14 protein-coding genes are annotated in these 16,802 nt (G+C 61.0%); 9 read left to right on the top strand and 5 right to left on the bottom strand.

Annotated features, from left to right (window positions below; genetic code table 11):
• Nucleotides 1-108: 108 nt before the first annotated feature.
• The 9 genes from ACFRAH_RS06615 (at nt 109) to ACFRAH_RS06575 (ending at nt 13,077) form a co-directional block, all read left to right on the top strand.
• Nucleotides 109-921 carry a sugar phosphate isomerase/epimerase family protein gene (locus ACFRAH_RS06615; protein WP_377990292.1) on the top strand — a complete coding sequence of 271 codons (813 nt, stop codon included), beginning with the start codon at nt 109-111 and terminating at the stop codon, nt 919-921.
• Nucleotides 922-1,098: 177 nt separating this feature from the next.
• Complete coding sequence (locus ACFRAH_RS06610; RefSeq protein ID WP_377990112.1) at nt 1,099-1,890, top strand: SDR family NAD(P)-dependent oxidoreductase; 792 nt, start codon at nt 1,099-1,101, stop codon at nt 1,888-1,890.
• 1,116 nt (nt 1,891-3,006) lie between these two features.
• Entirely contained in the window at nt 3,007-4,086 is a 1,080-nt protein-coding gene (locus tag ACFRAH_RS06605; RefSeq protein ID WP_377990111.1) for an aldo/keto reductase, read from the top strand.
• Nucleotides 4,087-4,233: 147 nt separating this feature from the next.
• Nucleotides 4,234-5,541 carry an extracellular solute-binding protein gene (locus ACFRAH_RS06600; RefSeq protein WP_377990110.1) on the top strand — a complete coding sequence of 436 codons (1,308 nt, stop codon included), beginning with the start codon at nt 4,234-4,236 and terminating at the stop codon, nt 5,539-5,541.
• Between the two features lie 73 nt (nt 5,542-5,614).
• Entirely contained in the window at nt 5,615-6,454 is an 840-nt protein-coding gene (locus ACFRAH_RS06595; RefSeq protein ID WP_377990109.1) for a carbohydrate ABC transporter permease, read from the top strand.
• The gene (locus tag ACFRAH_RS06590; protein WP_377990108.1) at nt 6,451-7,296 is read left to right on the top strand and encodes a carbohydrate ABC transporter permease; all 846 of its coding nucleotides are present in this window, start codon (nt 6,451-6,453) and stop codon (nt 7,294-7,296) included. The genes ACFRAH_RS06595 and ACFRAH_RS06590 overlap by 4 nt, the downstream gene beginning before the upstream one ends.
• 228 nt (nt 7,297-7,524) lie before the next feature.
• Nucleotides 7,525-8,385 carry a DeoR/GlpR family DNA-binding transcription regulator gene (locus ACFRAH_RS06585; protein ID WP_377990107.1) on the top strand — a complete coding sequence of 287 codons (861 nt, stop codon included), beginning with the start codon at nt 7,525-7,527 and terminating at the stop codon, nt 8,383-8,385.
• A gap of 2,243 nt (nt 8,386-10,628) precedes the next feature.
• Complete coding sequence (locus tag ACFRAH_RS06580) at nt 10,629-10,961, top strand: hypothetical protein (RefSeq protein ID WP_377990106.1); 333 nt, start codon at nt 10,629-10,631, stop codon at nt 10,959-10,961.
• 1,372 nt (nt 10,962-12,333) lie between these two features.
• A complete protein-coding gene (locus ACFRAH_RS06575; protein WP_377990105.1) occupies nt 12,334-13,077 on the top strand; it encodes an ANTAR domain-containing protein in 744 nt (247 codons plus the stop codon).
• A 189-nt stretch (nt 13,078-13,266) separates the two neighbouring features.
• On the opposite strand, the gene ACFRAH_RS06570 is transcribed toward ACFRAH_RS06575, so the two are convergent.
• From ACFRAH_RS06570 to ACFRAH_RS06550, 5 genes are all read right to left on the bottom strand, one after another.
• On the bottom strand, nt 13,267-14,241 hold the full coding sequence (locus ACFRAH_RS06570; RefSeq protein ID WP_377990104.1) for a pilus assembly protein TadG-related protein: 975 nt from the start codon (nt 14,239-14,241) through the stop codon (nt 13,267-13,269).
• A 60-nt stretch (nt 14,242-14,301) separates the two neighbouring features.
• Entirely contained in the window at nt 14,302-14,775 is a 474-nt protein-coding gene (locus tag ACFRAH_RS06565; RefSeq protein ID WP_377990103.1) for a hypothetical protein, read from the bottom strand.
• Nucleotides 14,772-15,497, bottom strand: coding sequence for a signal peptidase I (locus tag ACFRAH_RS06560; protein WP_377990102.1), 726 nt, complete (start codon nt 15,495-15,497; stop codon nt 14,772-14,774). Before ACFRAH_RS06560 ends, ACFRAH_RS06565 begins: the two co-directional genes overlap by 4 nt.
• 36 nt (nt 15,498-15,533) lie before the next feature.
• Nucleotides 15,534-16,127 (bottom strand): hypothetical protein, encoded by a 594-nt coding sequence (locus ACFRAH_RS06555; protein WP_377990101.1) that lies wholly within the window; start codon nt 16,125-16,127, stop codon nt 15,534-15,536.
• 142 nt (nt 16,128-16,269) lie between these two features.
• Nucleotides 16,270-16,800, bottom strand: coding sequence for an alternate-type signal peptide domain-containing protein (locus ACFRAH_RS06550; protein ID WP_377990100.1), 531 nt, complete (start codon nt 16,798-16,800; stop codon nt 16,270-16,272).
• Between the last annotated feature and the right edge of the window lie 2 nt (nt 16,801-16,802).

Below are 16,802 nucleotides of genomic sequence, written 5' to 3'. Positions count from 1 at the left end.
CTTCCCGGGTTCCTTCGAGCCGCCCGGCTCGCGCTTGCAATTCCCTGCGAATTCTCATTGCGCTAAAAACACAGGCGAAGAACAGAAGGATGCCTTCAAGTGAACCAAATGATCATTAACACATTTTCCTATCTCTGGTCATCTACGGCCATTGATGCGATAGCTGAATTGGTCGACAACGGCTATAAAATTTTTGAAGTTCCGGTCAGCTCACCCCATTGCTGGCCGGATGAAATATCCAGCCAGGAGCGCTCAGCAACTCATGCAAGACTGAATGAATACGGCGCTAAGATCAGGTCGCTGAACGCCGGTGGATATGACATCAACCTGGCCAGCCCCGGCGCGAATATGCGTCGCAAAAGCATCGAGCACATTAAGTCGGTGATCGACTTGGCTGCAGCCTGGGATGTCGCCGAGGTTGTGATCTCGCCCGGCACGAGGCGTCCAATGATCTCGCCTTCACTCGAAAAGACCTACGGGTGGATGTACGAGAGCCTGGAGAATCTCATCCCACTGGCCAAAGAGGCCGGCACGCGCCTACTCTTCGAAAACACTCCCTACTGCTTTACTCCGACCATCGAGGACCTGGCAGGCGTCGTAAGCACTATCAACGACGAAGCAGTCAAAATCGTGTACGACGTCGCCAACGCCGCCTACATCGGAGAAGATCCCGTAAACAGTTTGCTGTCCTACCACGAATCCATCGGGCTTGTGCATATTTCTGATACGGGCACGGAGACCTGGGGCCATGATCCGATCGGCACGGGAGTGATCGACTGGACTGGATTGGGCAAATCCGTCAGAGAAACGTGCGGCGTCAATAACGTAGTTCTCGAGATCATCCGCGAAGACAACCCGGTGCAGGAATTCAAGAAGGCGATGCAGGATCTCAAAAATCATGGCTGGGAACTAGAAGGTTAACTCCCAGCGTGGAAGATCGCGGCGCATCTGCCCGTGGTTTGTTAAGAATAATAGAATCGGTTTCATTGTGAATTGAACTGCCAAGCGACCCAGGTCTTGCAATTCATTGCTTCCTTGTCAAGACTTGGTAGTCGACAATAATTCGCAAGAGAATCCCTGTTAAAAGGAGTGTGTGCAATGAGGGCACTGGTCAGTGGCGGAAGCAGCGGCATAGGCGCGTCTACCTGCCTGAGAATCGCAGAGGCGGCCCTGGCCCGGGGCGTGCACCCGATGATTGCCGTGGCAGGACACGAAGCGAACAGCAGTCAAAAGGAAGTCGTTCGATCAATCGAGTCAATGGGCGGTACCGCTATCGCACTGGCGGGCGATCTCGGTGACCCCGACGTGCCAGGTCAACTGGTAGAGACGGCGGTAGCTGAATTCGGTGGTCTGGACGCCTTGGTAGCAAACGCCGGAATCGCTAACCCCGGTACCATCTGTGACGTGTCCCTTGAGGACTGGGACAACATGTTCTCCGTCAACCTCCGCGGCCCGTGGCTTCTAGCCAAAGCAAGCTACCCGCACTTGAAGCAGGCCCACGGCGCAGCCTGTTTCACCTCTTCCATGTCTGGTCAGCTACCTCATGCCGGGTCCGGCGCCTACAGCCCCAGCAAGGCAGCCTTGACGATGCTGGCCCAAACACTCGCGTTGGAGTGGGCAGCTGACGGGATCCGTGTAAACGTGGTCTCCCCCGGCATGACTCACACGCGGATGACCGAAAAAATGTATGCCGATCCCCAAATCAAGAAGGCCAGGGAAGATATCATCCCGCTGGCACGGATTGGAGAGCCCAAGGACATAGCCAACGTCATCGAATTTCTCGTGAGTCCGCTATCGGGTTATGTCACAGGGCAAGACGTTTGTGTCGACGGTGGCTTCTCGAAGTCTATTCTTAGCCATATCCCTGGCCGACCCAGCTCCAAATCTTGAAGCCCGATCTGTATCGGTACCACGGAATGTAACCCTCCCGGGGAACAGCGGCAACCCCGCCACCACAGCGCTCACGGGGGGCCGGGCATGTACCTGGCCCCTCGCGGCGGGGAGACCACCGATGCCGGCTCTTCGTGGTTCATGGGGAACCCGTCCCTTTTGTAGATGGCCGCACGGCCCGCGGCCCTGGGCAGATGGGTGCCTAAGCATCTCTTTCCAGCCAGCACCAGCCTTGACTGAGCCTACGGGGCTGCCCCTGACGCTGCCCCTGCATCTGCAACCTGGCCGACTCCTTGTCATCGCGCGAAATGTCCCTGCAGAGCACTCGCGATCAGCCTGACTCTTCACGTTCGTCGGAAACGATCCCGTTAAGGAAACGCCGCCGTTCCGGCGGCGTTTTTCTTTAAACAGTCGCTTCTCAGTTGGATGTGTTGCGGCAGGCAACACCGGACTACCAACAGCTCCGACGATTCAGCGCAACGACTGCGGCATCCTCAACCTGGTGAACATGCGGGCACACTGCTGCACGAGGCCAGCCAACTACGGCTGCTTCACGAGTCCTCCCGCGCGCTCTGCCTGATTGCCAGCCCCTGCCAGCGACTCGGTGGCCTTCCGGAATGGCCGGCTCTGTCCGTTGCCGCCAGCCACCCACAACCCGACCCGCCGCGCTCTACAGGCCTCACGCCGAAACGGGACGTTCGCCCTCACCCCGGATGCATCTTCTCTTGGCCGCAAAAGTGAGATGGGTTACAAAAATCCGTTGCTATCAATGAGACCGATTGCTAAGATCGGTTGCAGCGGTCGATGAGATCGATTGCTGAGATCGGTTGCTAATATCCCACCTGCCACAACGTCCGTGGTACGGGCGGTAGGCGGCACCGATGCTCCACAAGCTGTAAGCAACCCACAACGACCAACCTGCGGTTCCAGCTCAGTGGCTTGCGCCCCCGCGAAACCTGCTGACCGATCTAGGAATGATGGGCGCCGGCATGATCGATCCGCACCGTATCCGCTCCTGGTTAAGGCTGCGGGCACTTGGGGGGCGATCAAGTTGGTAAGCCGTCGAGATCAGCATCGAAAGATGTGCCGCGGATCAATCTAAAAGGAGAATCCCCATTGGAATACAGACAGCTGGGCAACACCGGCGTCAAGGTGAGTGCGCGTTCGCTTGGGACAATGATGTTCGGCGGCGGCAACACTGATGAGAAGTCATGCAAGAGGATCCTGGACCAAGCCCTCGATGCCGGGATCAATCTCATTGACACCGCAGACCACTATGCTGACGGTCGGTCCGAGGAGATTATCGGCCGCTCTCTGGGTTCACGTCGCAACGACGTCATTCTCTCGTCAAAAGTCCACTTCCCCGTCGGTGAAGTTGCGATCAATAACCCGATCAATAGGTCGGGCAACTCCCGCTACTGGATATTCAAGGCAGTAGAGGCAAGCCTGCGACGCTTGAACGTTGACCACATCGACCTCCTGCACATTCACCGCCCGGACTTTCAGACTGACATTTCCGAAACGTTGCGCGCTCTCACCGACATCGTTCGGCAGGGTAAGGTGCGCTACATCGCCAGCTCAACTTTTCCAGGGTTCCACGTAAACGAATGCGCGTGGTTGTCTGAGCAACGCGGGCTCGAGCGCTTCGTGTCGGAGCAGCTGCCGTACTCCATTCTGGTCCGGCACAACGAGCGAGATGTTTTCAAGGTTCTTGCCCAAAAAGGCATGGGGGCCATCACCTACAGCCCTCTTGCAGGCGGCTGGCTGACCGGGAAATACAAACGCGGTGTTGCTGCGCCTGCCGATACGAGGGCAAACACTTTCCCAGCAACGGCAGCGCGTTTCGATCCGTCCGTTGCCGAGAACCGGCGCAAATTCGACGTCATCGACAAACTCAATCTCGTCGCCGGTGAGGCGGGCCTGTCACTGGCCAACATGGCCATCGCCTTCGCCGCCGAGCATCCGGCTGTTTCCTCTGTCCTGATTGGGCCGAGGACCGAGGAACAGATGACCAGCTTGCTGGAGAGCATTGACCTCCGTTTGGATGCGGAAACGCTGGACGCCATAGATCTGTGCGTACGGCCTGGGGAGACGCTAAATCCCCTTGATCGCGCGTGGCAGCCGCCATGGCTGGCACCCGAGGCCCGGCGCCGCCCCGTTCCTCAACTAACTAATTCGCTGGAACCTGCGAAATGACTATCGGCCGCTTCGAGCGTTACCTGCGCGCTTGAGGAGTCGGCCCGAACGGGCCCGTGAACAAACCTGAAATGAACTTTGTCCAACCCGGCACCACGTCTGCATTCCGTATGCGGACCGGGTGTTCGTTAACCGAACGGAACAGCTATGTTTGAAGGAGTTTCTCGTCGCGGCTTTCTCGGGGCTACGGCTGCCCTGGGTGGGAGCGCCTTGCTCAGCGCCTGCGGCGGCAGCGGCAGTAGTGGCGGCGGTGGTGCCAGCGGCGAAATCATGTACAACACGTCCCTGGACCCGTCCAACACCAAAGACCCTCGAGCGGTCGCGCAGACGGCAGCCATCGCGGCCTTCGAGAAGGCGAACCCCAAGATCAAGGTTCGGGTGAATGTCGACCCCGCTGGCGCGAACGTCGGGAAGGCGATCGCTGCTCGAGCTGATCAGCCTGACGTGTGGCGGGCCACGAACTTCGCCCTCCCACAGTTCGTAAAGCAGCGCGGCATCGCATCGCTCGACAAGTACATCGAACGCGATGGCCTGGACCGCGAGGACTGGCTGTTGCCCTTATCGCTCAACCAGTTTGATGGCGAGACTTTCTCTCTGCAGCAGGACTACCGCATTCCAGTGTTCCTCTACCGTGCGGACGCCTACAAGGCGGCAGGCATCAGCACGCCTCCTGCGACCTTCGAGGATGTCATTCGCGTTGCCGGTGACATTTCGGGCAATGGGAAAATGGGCTTCCCCGTGGGCCTGGGTGCTGGTGGTGGATTCTTCCCCGGACAGGCGTTTCTCGAGTTCCTCGGGGCGCCCATCCTTGCCGAAAGGTCCGGAGGCAAGCTCTTCGCGCCCGACGGCAGGGAACCGGCGTTCGACAAGGCAGCGGTTCAGGACCTCGCGACTTTGGTCAACGATCTCTACGCCCACAGTGCGTCGACCAAGACCGCCCTCAACTGGGGTTACACGGAGACTCATCAAGCGCTACAGACCGGCAGCGCGAACAGTGCGACGTTCGGTCTCTACCGCTTCACAACGCTGAAGACCTCGGGCGCGGCAGACCTTGCTTGGGCCCCCGCGCCGACGTTCGATGCCGCAAGCAAGCAGGCAGTCTACGGGCAGACCATCTCGATTAACAACAACTCGAGGAAGAAGGACGCCGCCTGGGAATTCATAAAGTTCATGACGAACGCCGATACGCAGGCCACTCTTGCGCGCGGTGGCGAGGTGGTGTCTCGAAAATCCGCATACACCAACTCCTATTTCAAGCAGCCGGAAGCCAAGAACGTGGTCGCCTGGAGGGACCTCGTGCAGAAGCGCGGTGAAGCAGTCTCCTACTCCATCAACTATCCGGCCTTTGGAGAGGTTGTGAGTAACGCGATGACAGCGATGGTCCTGCAGAACGGCTCTCCACAAGCCGCGGCCGACGAGATCATGAAGAACTATGCTGACAAAATCCGAGGTTAAGCTGCCCGCCCGCCCAGAAGGCGGTGCACGAACCATGCCACCAACTATTGGAAAGAGACTGAGGCGGACTCCCGTGGCGCCACTGCTCTCGCCAAGTGTTCTCCTCATAGCTGTTGTGTTCCTGATCCCGGTCCTGATCGTGGTCTGGGTCAGTCTCCACCGGATGGACTATTTCGAAGTCGGCGAATTCGTAGGCCTCGGTCAGTATGCTGACCTGCTCCAGAGTCCGGCGTTCTGGCAGCAGCTGAGCGTCACCCTGATCTACGTCTTCGGTACCTTGGCAGTGTCAGTGGTTGCCGGCTTCACGATCGCCATACTTCTGCAGGGGGCAGGCCGTTTCCGGACCTTCTTCAGGGCGGCCCTGCTTCTGCCGTGGGCGTTGTCCCAAGCCACCGTGGCGATCGCTTGGGTCTGGATGCTCAATCCCGCATACGGCCCGGTGTCATTCCTGGCGCAGAAGTTAGGGTTGCCGGAATCGCTGCTTCTTGGGAGCCCCACGCTTGCCCTGCCGCTCCTCATTGCCGTATCGGCGTGGTGGGCAACGCCATACGGGATGGTCCTCTTCGACGCGGCGCTGCAATCACTGCCAGTCGAACTGTACGAGTCCGCCGCTGTGGATGGTGCCCGAGCCCGCCACGCCTTTGTTCACCTCACCTTGCCACTCATGAAGTCGACCATCGCAGCAGCTTCGACGTTCCTCGCCCTCTTGCTGTTCGCGATCGTCACGCTGCCGCTTGTCCTTACCGGGGGTGGCCCGTTGAACAAGACAGAGACGCTCAGCTTGAACCTGTTCACCGAATCCATCATCGGCGGTCAGAGTGTTGGCCGGGGTGCTGCAGTGGCGATCGTGGTCATGCTGGCCAACATGATTTTCGGCGCAATGATGCTGCGCTATGGAAGGGACAAGACATGATCGGCCCGCATTCGGACCCCACCCGGGCCCGGCCACTACCGACGATTGCTTTGTCGTTCATCGTATTGGTCGCGTTGGTACCAGTGCTTTGGCTGGTCATGACGTCCCTCAAGCCCGGTGAGCAGACGGCTACCTTCCCCCCGCAGTTTGTGCCCACGACGATCACTCTCGACGCGTACAAGGATGCATTGGGAAACTCGGCGTTCGTACAAAGCTTCGCCAACTCGGCTATCTTCTCGGTGGGCGCCGCACTTGTGAGCATCGGCATTGCACTACCGACCGCCTACGCAGTGGCTCGGCTACCCTTCCGAGGCAAGACCAGTCTTGTCGTGGGTCTGGCGGTTGCCAACATGATCCCCGGCGTCGCCCTGCTCCTGCCGCTGCTGTTCATGGCAGACCGCACGGGCCTGGTCGACACCTATCTGGTGGTCATCATCGTTTACGCTGCGCAGTTCCTGCCTCAGGCGATTTGGTTCACGCGAACTTACATAGAAGCTATCCCCGACGAGCTCGAGCAGGCGGCGCTGATCGACGGTTGCAATCGCTTCCAGGCATTTCGTCTGGTCACCTTTCGACTCATCACACCGGGTTTGGCGGCCCTCTTCGTCCTCGGTGTCATGTTCGTCTGGAATGACTACATCGTGGTTGCGACGCTGACGCGCAGTCCCGAGATGCAGTCCGTACAGGTGCGCCTGGTCAACGAATTGTTCAACGCCACTGGCATCTCATGGGCCACGGTGACGGCCTACGTCACGCTGTCGATGTTGCCGATCGTGATCTTCTTCCTGTGGATGCAGCGCTGGTTCGTGCGCGGAATTGCTACCGGGGCAATGAAAGGATGACCGAAGCAATTGAGGACTGACACCCGCACACTCGGATTCTCCGCCGCCGTCCACCAATTCCTGGACCGCGTCGCCGACAGGGCGCAGCCCCTCACCTCAGGTCGAGCGGCCGCTCATACCCAGCGGCTGCTCGACCGGGTCCTCGCACCCTCCGGAGTCAGGTCTACATCGGCACCATGATCTTGTGGGCCCAGGGAATACAGCACCAGGAGAGACTGTGGGGACTAGATGATTCCGGAGCAGCGGCAGAAGGAGCTTCTGCGCCTGCTTCAAACGGCTCGTGTACTGAGCATCCGGGAAATCACCGAGCTCATGAAGGTTTCTCACATGACCGTACGACGCGACATCTCTAACCTCGAGGACAGCGGTCAGGTGGTTGCGGTCCAAGGCGGAGTCCGCCTCCACGACGATGCGGGTGGCCAGTCCCGAGCCGAGAGCTGGCCACGTCCAAAGCTCGAGTTGACGGCTCAACGCGCCATTGGTGAACTCGCGGCGACACTCGTCGATAACGGTACGGTCGTCTTTCTCGACGCGGGAGCCATATGCGAAGCTGTCGTTCCGTTCCTCGCTCGCAGCGAGGGAATCACCGTTGTGACGAACAACTACGACGTCATGAGCGCCCTCTTCGATTACCCTGGGATCGAGACGATCCACACAGGCGGGATCGTCGACGTCGAAAGCCGCTCGAGCGGCGGCCCTCTCGCCGCGGCAGCCCTTTCCTCGGTCAACGTCGACCTGTGTTTCATCAGCACCGGAACATGGGACGTTCAGCATGGTGTGACCACGCTTTCGACCGAAAAGGCCGTCCTGAAGCGCGCGGCGTTCTCCGCGGCTTCGACCCGCGTCTTACTGGCCGAAAGCACGACCTTCGGCACCTTTGGGCGCTTCAACGTCGCGCCCCTTGCGAAGCTGGATGCCGTCGTCACGGACTCCGAATTTGCCAAGCCGGCGCGCGCCGCAATAAAGGACCTTGGGGTCGAGGTGTACATCTCCTCCATTGACGGCGACTACGCCCCGCAGCGGTGCCAACATGCGGATGATTGTGGCCGCAACAGGTCGGACAATTCAGACAAGGATGCGAGTGATTGAAGTACACCCCAATCTGACGTCAGGAAAGGCGACGAAAGACTGTCAGAATAGGGTCCAAAATGACATTTCGAGACGCCCCGTACGCAGGGTCTTAGATTCCAATCTGACGCTTCGGGATGCGGGGAGGAACTCTTGGAGACGACTGACTGAATGGGTCTACGTAGTTAGGGGTAAGCCAAGACGGTTTGGTTCAGGTCCGCCCGCATCTAGGCTGGACCACTGCTGCTGAAGGAGTTCATCAGCCAGCCGCCCATGCCGGGACCTTCACGGTGGGCCATTTCATGGTTCTGGAGGGCTGTTTGGTCTTCTCGCCGACTACCTGGGCGCTCTTTTCCAACGAGTCCAAAGAAACACCAACGTCGCAGCCGCGAGGAGCAAGGCAAATATGAAACACGCCACGCCGAACGCAGATATCTCGGTTATTTGGCAATCAGATGGTTCCTCGCCAATGCACGTGAAGCTTATAGTCGGTTCCACTGTCGAGATGATGTACAAACCGTAGATCACAGCCAAGACACCGACTGCGGAGATGGCGGACACCGCATGGTATTTCAACCTCTTCGCACGAATAACGTCGTCTTGCGATGACCCCAAGCCCAACTCCCCCTGTTCACATGGATCTCGGATGAGCGTACAGCATCCTGTGCCGCCTCCGGCTGACTGGTTCTTGACTCCCGACATTTCGACCTGACTATCAGGGATGTGGAAGCAAGAAAGCCCCGGACCGATCGGTCCGGGGCCCGGTCAACTGCTACCGCTCGATGGTGACGCCCAGATCCAAGTGGACGTCGTCTGTGGCGAGGCGATCTTCCAGGAACCGTGCCAAGCTAGCGTCGGTCGCGGTATGTGGACCTTTCGGGACAGCGCCGCGGAAAACGGCCTGGTTAATTGTGGACCGAAGCACGTCCAACGGTACCCGCGGCAGGTGTCCGTTGTTGAGCCGCTCAATATCAGCTGCCTGTGCCGTGGAGGGTTCCTGCGATAGACGCTCGCGCCTGACTATATTGAGGAATGTGACCACCGATAGCGTTCTGGGAGAGCCTACTTCCTCCGGCCGCGCAGGTTCGCGGATGGTATGGTCAGCGGCTGCAGTGGCCTGGCTTATCGGGTTCGTTTCCAACTTCCTGATTGCTCCGACAAACACGGGGATGGGTGTTGGGGACGCTTATGCGTCTTTCCAAATTGGGTCCAACTTCGGCAATGTGGTGGCTTTGGTCCTCTGGTCCTGCACAGCTCTCTTAGCTCTATGGCTTACCCGGCGTTGGTCCGGGGCGACATGGATCCGGGCCCTCGTCGCATACGGGGTGCCCGCAGTCCTGTCGCTCTACCCCTCGGCGGTTGTCAGCAACGCTGTTGCCCATGTAGTGGCCGTCGAGGATTCATTCGTCTACCACGATTGGCTCGCATGGCCATTGATCCTGTCTGGCGTTGTGGCGCTTGTGATTGCGTTGATGGCCCGCGTACTGCACGTGAACGGTGGACGTGGAAAGCGCGGGCAGGCCCACCGTGGAAAGGTTCAATAGAAGTTCCTCGGAGGCACCAAGACCGAGCGACCAACGGTTGTGACTGTGGCCAGCAGATTGACCCGAACCTCTGAAGGCGACTTCCCTAGAAGCCTCTAGCCCAAGGCCTCCAAGAACTGTGCATGATCGTTCATCGTATTTTCGGACACGACTAGATGGGCGGCATTTCGACGCTCTGCGAAGTAGCCGGAGTATGGGAGGACAGTGATGTTCCTGATCCCCCTCTGCCAGGCATCGACAAGTGGTAGTTTCGGATAGGGATTTGGCTTCAGGGCCATCGTAAGGCGGTCCCATTCAAAAAAGGCGGCGCGATCAATCCCGGCAGCGCCATACTCCGTCATCCAGACGCCATACTCCGTCATCCAGAACGGTGGAAACGACGGGGTGAGGCGGCTGCCGGGGACGGGAAACCCGGAGCATCTCCTCTTGGGAGACCGGCGCCTGCTGGCTTTCCCTGGAGTCGTACCATTCCCACGTCCGGTGCCAATCCAGCGTCCAGCGTTGATTCCATACCTGCTTATTTTCGGTATCAGGTAAGGCTGATGTCCCTATCTCAGGCACTGGCCGGAGCTCGGGTAGATTCAGCTCCTCCGATAATGACCAGGCGTACCGGATAAACAGCAGCATCTTCAGCGGTTGAGCATGGTTGTCGATGCTTATCTGCACCGGAGGCATATTTCTCAGTCGTTTCGGACCGGCACCAAGCATTGCGTTCCCCCTGTGCGATGGCCATTCGCGAGATACGTCAAGCAAGAACGAACAGAGTGGGGCATCAACGCCAAAGGTGAGACATACGGTGTCGAGAGCTCCGAAAAAGGGACACCGGACCTGATCGCCGTCATCGCCTCGAACGGCGTCTCCGGCTACGTCTACGCCAAAGAGCTCGCCGGCCCCGCGCCGACCAACCTAGTAGACGCGGCCAAGAACTTCAGTAGCCCACGCCCGCCGCGGGAGATCCCCGTCTACCTCAGCGACGGACAAACCAAAGTCGGCACCTTCCAGGCATCAGGCTTCGGCGGCAGAGTGCCAGCCAACCCTTCGCCGTCACCATAGACGTTCCCCGCCTATTAGGCGTTTCGAAACCTAACCGTCTCGAATCACTAGAGTTATGAGTCACCGGCGCCAACGGGGACGATGGCGGTGGCGAGCGTAGCGTGCCGGGCTGCGAGTTGGAGGGTCCATGCCTGTCTCCGCGATGTTCAGATTGTCACCGCTGATGACAAGGATCCTGCCGGCTTGGCTTGTTGTCTGAAGCCATCGTTGTCATCGGTTTCCTCGGGTTCAGGCAACGTTGCCGGTGATGGTCATTCGAGCCGTCCTGATCATCTGCTCCCTAAGATCGGCATCGAGCCTCAGCCGGTGCCCTGGAACCCAAGAAAGAATGCGGGTGCCGTGGCCGGCTTGAGGTATCAGCGTCCGCCGGGCTCGGCGATGGGTGACGGGGTTCAGCCCCAGCGGCAGAACCTGATATTCAGGATTCTTACAGCCAATGCCTAGGAAAAAGCCGTGGAGGCTGGCAGGCTCCAGGCTGCCCACCCCGCAGCGTGGCCCCCGCATTCGCGACAGTACCGCCCGATTTCCCCTGCTCCGGAAGTGTGACGGCATGGACGGCAGCAGCTATTGACGCCGACTTTGGTCAAGACCCCGCCGGTGCCTACGCTTCGTAGGTAATCGTGCAAACAACGGCTCCGCCGCGCCCTAGGGGCGTCTCGTGATGTTTTGCGGTGTGGTCCGGCGGTAGGTGGATCAGTTCGTGGTAGACAGAGATGACCACGAACACTGGGGGACGTTTTGATGGATCCCGTTAAATTTATTGACCCGTTTGAGGTTGAGGGACCGGCTTCGGTGGCGCCTGTCCCAAAGCCGGGCCGCATATCTGGTCCTGCCGCCGGGCCACCGGCGGCGGTTCTCTTTTCTTCCCAGGGCCGTGAACGCGAAGTGCAACGACTCATCCATGACCTTGCCGTCCTGTCGGCCAGGCAGCAGCCTCCGCCCGGCGGGTAGGGCCCTGGCAGTTGAGTTCGAAGTGCGATGGATGATCCCCGTCGATAAGTCTTCTCGGGACGTTTAGGGCAGCGGCACTGATGTTCTTGCTCTACATCACTGCGTTTTGCGTGTTGCTCGCTCTGGCAGGGAAGGCCAACTGCTCGCATGGGTCTTCAGGGCCAGCAGGCCGGCAAATGAAGCAGGGAGGACAGAGCGTCCATTGACCGCCATGCAAGAGGGGCGACACCATAGTCAGCGAGAGCTGAGATAGACATTCCACTTCGATTGCCTGGCGGCAACGGTAGTGTTTGGCAGCTGCTGTCACCCAAACAAGACATCACTCAAGCACAGCTCGCCTGCCTGGTTGCTTGCGGTTCTCCACGGCACCGGCCCCGGGCGCATGATGACGCTGATGATGCCTGCTTCATAGGATGATGCTGTGGAGACGGACGAGCAGAACGAGGACTTCCAGCGGTTGCATCAGCTCATCGCCGGGACGGATGACGTGAAGGGCTTCCTCGAGGGCATGACCCGCTACGCGGCGACATCGCTGAGCCGGGTGGCTGGCGCACGGATCGAGTGCGCGGTGACGCTGCACCGCCGAAAGCGCAGTGTCACCATCGCCGGCAGCAGCGACACCGCCATCCTGCTCGATGGCGTCGAACAAACCCTGGGCGATGGCCCCTGCCTGGCAGCACTCGAAACCCACGCACCGGTACTGCTGCCCGACACAAGCACAGACACGCGTTGGCCGGAACTCACCGCAAACCTCGCCGCAGCCGGTGCCCGCAGCGTGCTCGGCGTCCCCCTCAACCTTGGAAAGGACGCCTCCGCCGCGTTGAACTTCTTTGCCATGCAGTCGGGGCTGTTTACCGCCGAAGCCATCAACGAGGCAACGGTCTTTGCCGACATGGCCGGCCAGGCACTGCGGCTGGCAGTTCGCATCGCGACCGCCGACCTCCTCGCCGAAGACCTAAAAACCGCTTTGGAAAGCAGGACCGCGATCGATCTGGCCACCGGCATCATCATGGAACAAAACCGCTGCAGCCAGGACGAGGCATTCGCGGTGCTGCGCAATGCCTCCCAAAACCGCAACGAAAAACTCCACGACATCGCAGAAGGCATTGTCAACAACCGGGAAGGCGCCCGCGAAACAACCTCAGCCACCCACTTTGAAGACTGACCCCATCGGCTGCAGGATTCCCATTTTCGAGAAATCGTACCTGGACCCCTGCCGGCGGGGTCAGGCAGGATCTTGTTTGCCCGGTGGACCGGGACTTCTGAAAACCGTCACACCGGCCCCTGGCAGCCAGTCCAGTTAGTCCACCGGCTCGTTAACACCGCATCGTCTGGCAGAGGTGGATGGTGGCGGTTATTGGGTGAGTCTGATGTTTTTGGCGCCGAGGTCGGGACCTCCCATGGTGTAGGTGGAGCTGATGTCGATGAAGCGTTGGAAGGATCCGATGATGCCGCGGCAGTTGCCGGTGCAGGAGGGTGTGCCGGTGTTGTTCCAGTTCAGGTCGGAGGATCCGTTGCCGCCAAATTTCCAGCCGGTGATCTTGAACGCCGCGAAACCGTAGATTTTGTACCACCCGTTCGCTCCGCTGCTGTCGGCCTCTGCGAAGACCGGGATGAGGATGGTCTGGTTTTTCAGGCTCTGCATTGCCGTGGTGCACTGGCTGGTGAGGGGGAACGAGTTGCCGTTGTCGCTGGTGATCCTGGCGGTGGCGATGCTGACGTCGAGGGAGCACTGCCCGGAGGGTGTTTTCAGCCAGCCGAACCCGCCGGGGATGGCATGACCGGTCGGTCCGACGCAGGACGGGCCGGTGTTGTACTGGATGAGCTGAGTGGTGCCCGAGAGTGCGGCGTCGAACTGGCACATCGAGAACGTCAGCGGAAACACTGCCGGACCGCTGGCCGGGCTGCCCCACACCGCAGACGCCGCGGCCGTGGCGGTGCCGTTCTCGATACCCAGGGCCGGGGCGAAAAAGTAATCGATCGTCGTGGAGCCGTCCTTGTTCAGCGTCCCCGTCTGCACGGTCACCGTGCCGCCGGCCACGGTTGCCGTGGCGGTGGCGTACCCGTCGCTTGCGTTGGCCTTGGCGTAGGTCGTCGCGGTCGCGGCGGTGTTCCCGCAGGCCCCCTTGGCGCAGTTCTGTGCGATCGCGAGTGCGGCGGCGTCGGCGCCGTTTTGCAGTTCGGCTTTCTCGGTCGTGAGCCGGGCTATGTCGATCGCGATCGCGGCGAAGCCCAGCAGCACCACCATCATCAGCGCCACGACGACCGCGACAGCGCCCCGCTCCTCAGTGAGGGCGTGATTGCCATGCCTCCAGTGCTGTGACCCCATGTGTCCCCTCCCGACCCGAACGTGCCCGTCCTTGCCATGGCCGTCTTCCTGCACCATTTCCTAGGCCGTGGGGCAGGTGGTTTTTCCGTTGCCTGAAAAGTTGACCACGAGTTGGCGGGTGAAGGGCGGCGGCCCGTCGAAGGTGGCGGTGAAGCGGACGTTGCCGGCGCCTCCGTTCAACAGTTCCTTGACCCCTGTGGTGGTGTCCGGGTCGATCGTCACGGTCCCGGACGTGAAGGTGCCGACCGCCCGCTCGGCGCCGACGGTGCTTCCGGTCACCAGGGCCGCGGTGACCGTCATGGTGGTGGCCGGGGAGGCGGTCAAGGTCGCCGCTTTACCGTTCGCGGCGGTGACGGTGCAGGCCAGGACGGTAGTGTCACCCGGCCAGGCCGTGGCGGCCGAGACCGCCATGGTCGCGGTCGCGGATTGCTGCCAGAGCCCGGCGGCAGAGGTCACGCCAACACCCAGCAGGACCGTCAGGACAAAAGCGATCAGGGCAGCCTTCGCGCCCGGAACGCTCCTCAGCGGTTTCATGCCGTTTCCTCTCCCGCGGTTTCTTCTCCAGGCGCTGGTGTGCCGGCAGCCTCGCCTTCCGTGGGGCGGCGGGGCATGCTCCGGAGGTTGCGGATGATGAGCAGGACCCCGTAACCGATCAGGATTGCCGCGCCGATGCTCACCCACAGGCCCCGGTCCTGGTTGCCCAGCGCGTTCGCCACGAACCCCACATACGGGACGGCGTAGAAGAGTTTGCCCCTGACCTGGAGTTTCCTGACCGGGTTGGCGTCGTTAACACTGTTGTTATCGCCCTTGGTGATCAGCGTCTTCTCCCCGGTTTGGGAGGAGCCGAAACCGACGATCCGGTGCGACTCGACGGCGGGTTTGCCGGATTCGAGCTGGAACGTGATCACGTCCCCGTATTGCAGCTGGCTGAACGGTGTCGGCCTGACCACCAGGAACGTGCCCGGCGGGTACTTCGGGACCATGGATTTGGTGAGCACCGTGTAGGTCTGGGACCCGGCGGCCTTGGGCACGATGATCAGGACCAGGGCCGCGAACACCAGCACCGTCAGCAGCACCAGGGTAACGAGGCGCCCGGCGCCAGCAGCAAATCGCCGGGCACGGGAGACTGCTTTCGCCGGAACAGGCGCGGCCCCGGCCGGCTGGTTCTTGCCGCCGGCCGCAGCGCTCTGGTCGGGCGGGATGCTGTTGTTGGGTGCGGTGTTGGCGGGCGCGCGGGTGTGGTCTGTTTCCCCCATGTGCGGAAGGGTATCAAGGACCTTCATGGATCTGCCTCAGAGCTGTTGGGCGGTCACAGGGACGGTGATGTTCACGGACTGTCCCTTCACGGCGGCCGGGGCGGACGGGGAGAGGCTGACCTGGAAGCAGATCACGGTGCTGCCGCCCTTGGGAACTGCTGCCGTGGTCAGGGACGAGGTGAGCACCGAGGTGCTGTAACCGGTGGGGACCGCGCAGTCAGTCGTGGTCGCGGCCGTCTTGGCGTTCACGCTCAGGTAGGCGGCGAGGGAGCCGGTCCCCACGTTGGCAATGCTCGCTCCTGCGGCCGTGAGGCTGATACTGAACGGCCCGCCCGCGTCCGAGGCGTTGCCCACCAGCACCCCGGCATACGCAGAAGTCCCCGGGGTAAGAACAGTGGCCCCGCCGGTCAGTGCCAGGACTGCGGACTGTCCTCCGGCCAGGGTCATCGACGTGGACTGGCCGGTGGATGTTCCGGTGAGGTTGACCGTGAATGAGGCGGCTGAGACCGATCCCGGGGAAGATGAGACCGCGGCGTTCCACAAGGCGTAACTGCCCTGCACCGCCAACAGGCCCAGGAGCACCGCGGCCGCGATCAGCGCCGCTGCCCGCACACCGCGCGGGATGCCCATAGTCCCCCCATTCCCTATTTTCCCTGCCCGGTCCGATGCCCTCTGGCCCGGCGCCTTCTGGCCCCCGGGCTGCCGTGGTCCCGGACTGCTGTGGGTCCGGACCTGGCTGCGCGCCCTCTCGGGCGGCAGCCACGGTATCAGACTAGGCCAGTCCGGACTGGGTGATCTGGTTCAGGGTGAAGCCGACGTTGCCGAAGTTGTAGGTCTGGTTCACGTCTGCCCGGCCGGTTGTGGTCGATTTGAATTCGAACGTGATCGTGGCGGTCACGGTCTGGGAGGTCTTCAGCGGGTTGGCGACGACGGTACCGCCGACGGTCAGGACTGGGTCGGTGACGATGACGTTGGTGGCGGTGAAGCCGCTGGCCGCACCGGTGCCGGTGGCGGCGATGGTGGCCGCCATTTTGTCACCGGTCAGGGTCACGTCCAGCACCTGGGTGTAGGTCAGCTTGTCGCCCGGGACCACCTTGTAGGTGTTGATGTTGATCGTCGCCCCGGCCCGGTCCGTCCACACACCGGCTGCGCTCTTGGCGATGTTCAGGTCACCGGCGCTGATGGTGCCAGGGGTGGCGCTGGCGGAGGCGTTCCACGAGGCCAGGGTGCCGCCGCCGCCCAGCAGCAGTGCAGCGCCAACGGCGATAGCGGCGGTTCCCTTGATCAGTGCGCTGTTCTTCATGA

Source organism: Arthrobacter sp. NPDC056727 (assembly GCF_042790555.1).
Classification (GTDB): domain Bacteria; phylum Actinomycetota; class Actinomycetes; order Actinomycetales; family Micrococcaceae; genus Arthrobacter.
Note: the sequence above shows the minus strand (reverse complement) of the source record. Positions and strands in the feature narration are given on the sequence as shown.

What these genes read in the sequence shown, in the direction of transcription:
- ACFRAH_RS06615 (WP_377990292.1), top strand. Translation starts at nt 109, where the DNA reads ATGATCATTAACACATTTTCCTATCTCTGGTCATCTACGGCCATTGAT.
- ACFRAH_RS06610 (WP_377990112.1), top strand. Translation starts at nt 1,099, where the DNA reads ATGAGGGCACTGGTCAGTGGCGGAAGCAGCGGCATAGGCGCGTCTACC.
- ACFRAH_RS06600 (WP_377990110.1), top strand. Translation starts at nt 4,234, where the DNA reads ATGTTTGAAGGAGTTTCTCGTCGCGGCTTTCTCGGGGCTACGGCTGCC.
- ACFRAH_RS06590 (WP_377990108.1), top strand. Translation starts at nt 6,451, where the DNA reads ATGATCGGCCCGCATTCGGACCCCACCCGGGCCCGGCCACTACCGACG.
- ACFRAH_RS06585 (WP_377990107.1), top strand. Translation starts at nt 7,525, where the DNA reads ATGATTCCGGAGCAGCGGCAGAAGGAGCTTCTGCGCCTGCTTCAAACG.
- ACFRAH_RS06570 (WP_377990104.1), bottom strand. Translation starts at nt 14,241, where the DNA reads ATGGGGTCACAGCACTGGAGGCATGGCAATCACGCCCTCACTGAGGAG.
- ACFRAH_RS06565 (WP_377990103.1), bottom strand. Translation starts at nt 14,775, where the DNA reads ATGAAACCGCTGAGGAGCGTTCCGGGCGCGAAGGCTGCCCTGATCGCT.
- ACFRAH_RS06560 (WP_377990102.1), bottom strand. Translation starts at nt 15,497, where the DNA reads ATGGGGGAAACAGACCACACCCGCGCGCCCGCCAACACCGCACCCAAC.
- ACFRAH_RS06555 (WP_377990101.1), bottom strand. Translation starts at nt 16,127, where the DNA reads ATGGGCATCCCGCGCGGTGTGCGGGCAGCGGCGCTGATCGCGGCCGCG.
- ACFRAH_RS06550 (WP_377990100.1), bottom strand. Translation starts at nt 16,800, where the DNA reads ATGAAGAACAGCGCACTGATCAAGGGAACCGCCGCTATCGCCGTTGGC.